3 protein-coding genes and 1 pseudogene are annotated in these 6,013 nt (G+C 66.4%); all 4 read left to right on the top strand.

Annotated elements, in window-relative coordinates; translation table 11 throughout:
* Window positions 1–1,067: pseudogene (locus tag AKL29_RS35760) on the top strand (SMP-30/gluconolactonase/LRE family protein); the annotation flags it as partial.
* A 378-nt stretch (window positions 1,068–1,445) separates the two neighbouring features.
* Window positions 1,446–3,713 (top strand): acyl-CoA dehydrogenase, encoded by a 2,268-nt coding sequence (locus AKL29_RS35755; protein WP_050387397.1) that lies wholly within the window; start codon window positions 1,446–1,448, stop codon window positions 3,711–3,713.
* On the top strand, window positions 3,713–4,996 hold the full coding sequence (locus AKL29_RS35750; protein WP_050387396.1) for an acetyl-CoA C-acetyltransferase: 1,284 nt from the start codon (window positions 3,713–3,715) through the stop codon (window positions 4,994–4,996). Before AKL29_RS35755 ends, AKL29_RS35750 begins: the two co-directional genes overlap by 1 nt.
* 2 nt (window positions 4,997–4,998) lie before the next feature.
* On the top strand, window positions 4,999–6,013 hold a 1,015-nt coding region (locus AKL29_RS46070), incomplete at its 3' end, for an enoyl-CoA hydratase-related protein (protein ID WP_244482608.1).

Here is a 6,013-nt window from a genome sequence, read left to right as displayed (position 1 = left end):
CCGCGCGACTTCAGTCCGCGCGGTGCGCCGACCACCTATTTCTGGGACCCCGACATCATCGCGGTCGATCCGTCCTTCAATGACCTTGCCCAGCCCAACACCTCGATCAAGCGCCTCCATACCGGCCTGTTGTGGGCGGAAGGCCCGGCTTGGAGTTCGCAGGGCCGTTATCTGTTGTGGAGCGACATTCCGAACAACCGGCAGATGCGCTGGTCGGAGGATGACGGCCATGTCAGCGTCTTCCGCATGCCGTCGAACTACTCGAACGGCAATTCGTTCGACTTCCAGGGCCGCCAGCTGTCCTGCGAGCATCTCACCCGCCGCGTGACGCGCTACGAGAATGACGGCACCGCGACCGTGCTCGCAGACAACTATCAGGGCAAGCGGCTGAACTCGCCGAACGACGTCGTCGCGCATCCCGACGGCAGCTACTGGTTCACCGATCCGCCCTATGGCGGGCAGCTCTATGAGGGCGAGCCTGATGCTGCGGGTGGCCCGGGCAATCCGGCCGGCAAGCTCAATCCCCGGATCGGGCAGCCGGCGGGCTTCGCGCCGGCCAAGCGCGAGCTGCCCACCAATTGCTACCGCATCGATCCCTCGGGCCGCGTCGATCTCGTGGTCGGCGAGGACCAGGTGCCGGATCCGAACGGCCTCTGCTTCTCGCCGGACTACAAGAAGCTCTACGTGGTCTCGACCGGCAAGGGACCGGGCGATAGCGGCCCCGGCGGCAAGGACGACGTCTTCGTGTTCGATGTCGGCGCCGACAACAAGCTTTCCAACGGCAAGCGGTTCAGCGATTTCACGATCGACGGCGTGAAGTGCGGACCGGACGGCATCCGCTGCGACGTCAACGGCAATGTCTGGTGCTCGAGCAATGCCGGTCGCGCGGTCGGTTACAGCGGCGTGACGGGTGGTCGCCGGAAGGCAAGCTGCTCGGCCGCATCCGGTTGCCCGAGGTCTGCGGCAACATCACCTTCGGCGGTCCCAAGCGCAACCGCCTGTTCATGGCCGCAAGCCAGTCGCTCTACGCGGTCTATACCGCAACCCAGGGAGCGGGGCCCGCCTAGGCACGGCGAGACTAAGTGGGGCCGTAACCGCGCAGGAAACTGCGCTCTCTCTCCCGCTTGCGGGGGAGGGCTGGGGTGGGGGCTCTCTCCGCGAGTCGTATCGTGGAGAGAGCCCCACCCGCCGCGCTAATGCGCGGCGACCTAAGAGCGAGGAGTCCGCCGCGAGACCGATCGAACTTGGCTTCACCAGCCGGCGCCATCCCCAGCTACCTGATTGTCGCAGCTCAGCTTTCGGAACTGAACCCGCGGCGTGCCGTTAACAAAACGGCGCCTGGGCCGCGTCAATTTCGCTTTATCTGCAAGGTGAAGTGTTCACCGGTGAACGGCACTTTCCGATAAGATCACCCATCCGCGCCGCCGTTTCATGAGGGATCCGCCATGAGCTTCCGCCGCGACTATATGACAAAACCGATATTCTCCTGGGCGCGTGGCGTGCTGCCGACGATGTCGGACACCGAGCGCGAGGCGCTGGAAGCCGGCGACGTCTGGTGGGACGCCGATCTCTTCACCGGCAACCCCGACTGGTCGAAGCTGCTGGCATTCGCGCCGGCCAGATTGACCGACGAGGAGCAGGCCTTCCTGCACGGTCCGGTCGACGAGCTCTGCAGGATGCTCGACGAGTGGAAGATCAACTGGGAATGGCGCGATCTGCCGCCCGAGGTCTGGGCTTTCATCAAGGCCAAAAAATTCTTCGGCATGATCATCCCGAAGGAATTCGGCGGCCTCGGCTTCTCGCCCTATGCGCATTCCGAAGTGGTGCGCAAGATTTCGTCGCGCTCGCTGACCGCGGCCGTCACGGTGATGGTGCCGAACTCCCTCGGGCCGGGCGAACTCTTGATGCGGTTCGGCACCAGGGAGCAACAGGACAAATGGCTGCCGCGCCTCGCCTCCGGCCAGGACATTCCCTGTTTCGGCCTGACCAGCCCGGAGGCCGGCTCGGATGCCGCCTCGATGATCGACACCGGCATCATCTGCAAGGGCAATTTCGAAGGCCGCGAGGTGCTCGGCTTGAGGCTCAACTGGCACAAGCGCTACATCACGCTCGGCCCGGTCGCGACGCTGCTCGGCCTTGCGTTCAAGGCCTATGATCCCGATCACCTGGTCGGCAGCGAGGAAGAGCTCGGCATCACCGTCGCGCTGATCCCGACCCATCTGCCCGGCGTCTCGATCGGCCACCGCCATCTGCCGGCGATGCAGGTGTTCCAGAACGGCCCGAACTGGGGCCGCGATGTCTTCATCCCGCTCGACTACATCATCGGCGGCGAGGCACGGCTCGGTCAGGGCTGGAAGATGCTGATGACGGCGCTTGCCGCCGGCCGCGGCATCTCGCTGCCGTCGCTGTCGGCGGCCGGCGCTGCTTATGCCGCGCGCACCACCGGCGCCTATGCCCGCATCCGCGAGCAGTTCGGCATCTCGATCTCGAAATTCGAGGGCATCGAGGAGCCGCTCGCCCGCATCGCCGGCACGGCCTATCTGCTCGACGCCGCGCGGCGGCTGACCTGCGCCGCGCTGAACGAGGGGCATCATCCCGCCGTCATCTCCGGGATCATGAAGCTGCACGCCACCGAGCGGATGCGGATCGCGATCGACGACGCCATGGACATCCATGGCGGCAAGGCTGTGATCGACGGGCCGCAGAACTATCTCGGCGGGCTCTACCGCTCGGTGCCGGTCGGCATCACGGTCGAGGGCGCCAACATCCTGACTCGCAATCTGATCGTGTTCGGGCAGGGCGCGATCCGCGCGCATCCCTATCTGTTGCAGGAGATGAATGCGCTCGGCGAGACCGACCGCGACAAGGGCCTGACCGCGTTCGACACCGCGTTCTGGAAGCATGTCGGCCACAGCTTCGCGACCATGTTCCGCGCCTGGGGCCGCAACTGGAGTTTTGGCATGTTCGCGCCGGCGCCAGATGCCGGCGACGCCACCGAGTTCTATCGCCAGCTGTCGCGCTACTCGTCGGCGTTCGCGCTGTGCGCCGACATGGCGCTGCTCACCCTCGGCGGCGCGCTGAAGCGCAAGGAAATGCTCTCCGCGCGCTTCGGCGACATCCTGTCCGAGCTGTATTTGCTCTCCGCGGCGTTGAAGCGCTGGCAGGACGAGGGCCGGCAGAAGGAGGATCTTCCCGCGCTCGAATGGTGCATAGCGTCCGGCTTCAAGACCATCGAGAACCGCTTTGCGGAAATCTTCGCCAATCTGCCGAACCGTCCGGTGGCTTGGCTGCTGAAATTCCTGGTCCAGCCGTTCGGCGCGCGCGTCACCGGCCCGACGGACCGCGTCGTGCAGCAATGCGCGCAGCTCGTGCTGTCGCCCTCCGCGGCGCGCGACCGGCTGACGCCGGACCTCGCTTTTGTCGAGGATGACGGCGGCATCGCAAGGCTGGAGAAGGCCTTCCGCCTCGTCACCGAGGCCGAGGATGTCGCCAAGCAGCTGCGCGCGGCGCGCCTGCATGACTGGAAGGAGGCGGTCAAGAAAGGCGTCATCACCGAGGCCGACGGCGAGAAGCTTGCCGCTGCCCACGAGGCCGTCACCAAAGTCATCGAGGTCGATGATTTTGCGCCGGAGGCGCTGTCCCCGATTTACAAGAAATCCGCCGACGTGCATCAGTTCTTCCAGGAGCTTGGTGAGCAGAGGGCGGCGAGCTGATGGCGCGACCAATCTTTATTGTCGACGGCAGCCGGACGCCGTTCCTGAAGGCGCGCTCCGGTCCCGGCCCGTTCACCCCGGTCGATCTTGCCGTGCAATGCGGCCGGCCGCTGCTGGCGCGGCAGCCTTTCGCGCCCACTGCCTTCGACCAGGTCATCCTCGGCTGCGTCAACGTGATCGCTGACGAGATGAACCCGGCGCGCGTTGCGGCGCTTAGGCTCGGTATGGGCGAGCAGATGGTCGCCTTCACGGTGCAGATCAATTGCGGCTCCGGCATGCAGTCGATCGACACCGGCTATCGTTACATCCGCGAGGGCATCTCCGACCTGATCCTCGCCGGCGGTGCCGAAGCCTTGAGCCACGCGCCGCTGGTCTGGCCCAATTCCGGCGTGCGCTGGTTTGCCGGCTTCGCCGGCGCCAAGGGGCTCGGCGCCAAGATCGCCGCGGCGCTGAAGGTGAAGCCGAGCTACTTCAAGCCGATCATCGGCCTCGAGCGCGGGCTGACCGACCCGATCACCGAACTCAACATGGGGCAGACCGCCGAGAAGGTCGGCCATCTCTTCGGCATCACCCGCGCCCAGTCCGATGCATATGCCGCCGAGAGCCATCAGCGGCTGGCCAACGCGCAGCAGCAGGGCTTTCTCAAGGGCGAGGTCGAGACCGCGTACTCCCGCGACGGCAAGTTCTACGACCACGACGACGGCGTCCGCCCGGACTCGACACCCGAGACGCTGGCGAAGCTGAAGCCGGTGTTCGAGCGTCCGTGGGGCCAGGTCACCGCCGGCAATTCCTCGCAGATCACCGACGGCGCCTCCTGGGTGATCCTGGCGTCGGAGAAGGCGGTGGCCAAGCACGGGCTGACGCCGAAGGCCGTCATCCTTGACAGCCAATGGTCGGCGCTCGATCCCTCGATCATGGGCCTCGGCCCGGTGCTCTCGGCGAGCACGCTGCTCAAGCGCAACAGCCTGACCTTGCAGGACGTCGAGACCTGGGAGCTCAACGAGGCCTTCGCCACCCAGGTGCTCGGCTGCCTCGCGGCGTGGAACGACGAGACATTCTGCCGCGAGATTCTCGGGCTCGATGGCGCGGCCGGCGAGATCGACCGCGCGAAGTTGAACGTCGACGGCGGCGCGATCAGCCTCGGCCATCCGGTCGGCACCAGCGGCAACCGCATCGTGCTGCATCTGGTCAATGCGATGAAGCGGCTCGGCACCAGGCGCGGCGTTGCCACCGAATGCATCGGTGGCGGGCAGGGCGGCGCGATGTTGATAGAGACGGTGTGATCATGGATTCACGGATCATGAACGTTCTCGCCGATCGCGTGCTCGAACTCGGGCCGAAGCCTGCCGCCGACAGTCCCTACAGGAATTTCAAGCTGACTCGTGACGAGGACGGCATCGCCTGGCTGCTGTTCGACCGCGCCGGCGCCAGCGCCAACACGCTGTCGGCCGATCTGCTCGAGGAGCTCGATGCCATCGTCGCGGCGCTGGAGAACCAGCGGCCGACCGGTCTCGTGGTGCGCTCGGCCAAGCCAAGCGGCTTCATCGCCGGCGCCGACGTCAATGAGTTTCGCGGCGCCAGCGATTCCAGCGCGGTCGAGACCGCGATCGGCCGCGCCCATGCGGTGATCGACCGGCTCGAGGCGCTGCGCGTGCCGTCGGTCGCCGTCATCCACGGCTTCTGCCTTGGCGGCGGCCTCGAGGTCGCGCTGGCCTGCCAGATGCGGATCGCGATCGACGACGCGCGGTTCGGCTTCCCCGAGGTGATGCTCGGCCTGCATCCCGGTCTTGGCGGCACCGTGCGCTTCACCGAGCTGGTCAACCCGATGCAGGCGATGACCTTGATGCTGACCGGCAAGACCATCGACGCGCGCCGCGCCAAGGCGCTCGGCCTGGTCGACGCCGTTACCCAGGAGCGCCATGTCCGCAACGCGGTGAAGGACGCGGTGTTCGGCCGACTGAAGCGCGCCAGGCCGGGCGCGCTCAACTCGCTCCTCAATCTCGGCGCGGCGCGTGGTTTCCTCGCCTCGCGGATGCGCAGCGAGGCCGAGAAGGCGGCACCACGCAAGCATTACCCGGCGCCCTATGCGCTGATCGATCTGTGGGAGAAGCACGCCGGCAACCGCTCGGCGATGCTGAATGCGGAGAAGGCCTCGTTCGCCAATCTGATGGTGACGCCGACCGCGCAGAATCTGATCCGCGTGTTCTTCCTGCGCGAGCAGATGAAGAAGCTCGCCGGCAGCGGCAACAAGGTTGCGCACGTCCATGTCATCGGCGCCGGCGCGATGGGCGGCGATATCG

It is taken from the genome of Bradyrhizobium pachyrhizi, from assembly GCF_001189245.1.
Classification (GTDB): Bacteria; Pseudomonadota; Alphaproteobacteria; order Rhizobiales; family Xanthobacteraceae; genus Bradyrhizobium; species Bradyrhizobium pachyrhizi.
The sequence above is the reverse complement of the archived record's forward strand: the minus strand, read 5'-3'. Positions and strand labels throughout refer to the sequence as shown.

What these genes read in the sequence shown, in the direction of transcription:
- AKL29_RS35755 (WP_050387397.1), top strand. Translation starts at nt 1,446, where the DNA reads ATGAGCTTCCGCCGCGACTATATGACAAAACCGATATTCTCCTGGGCG.
- AKL29_RS35750 (WP_050387396.1), top strand. Translation starts at nt 3,713, where the DNA reads ATGGCGCGACCAATCTTTATTGTCGACGGCAGCCGGACGCCGTTCCTG.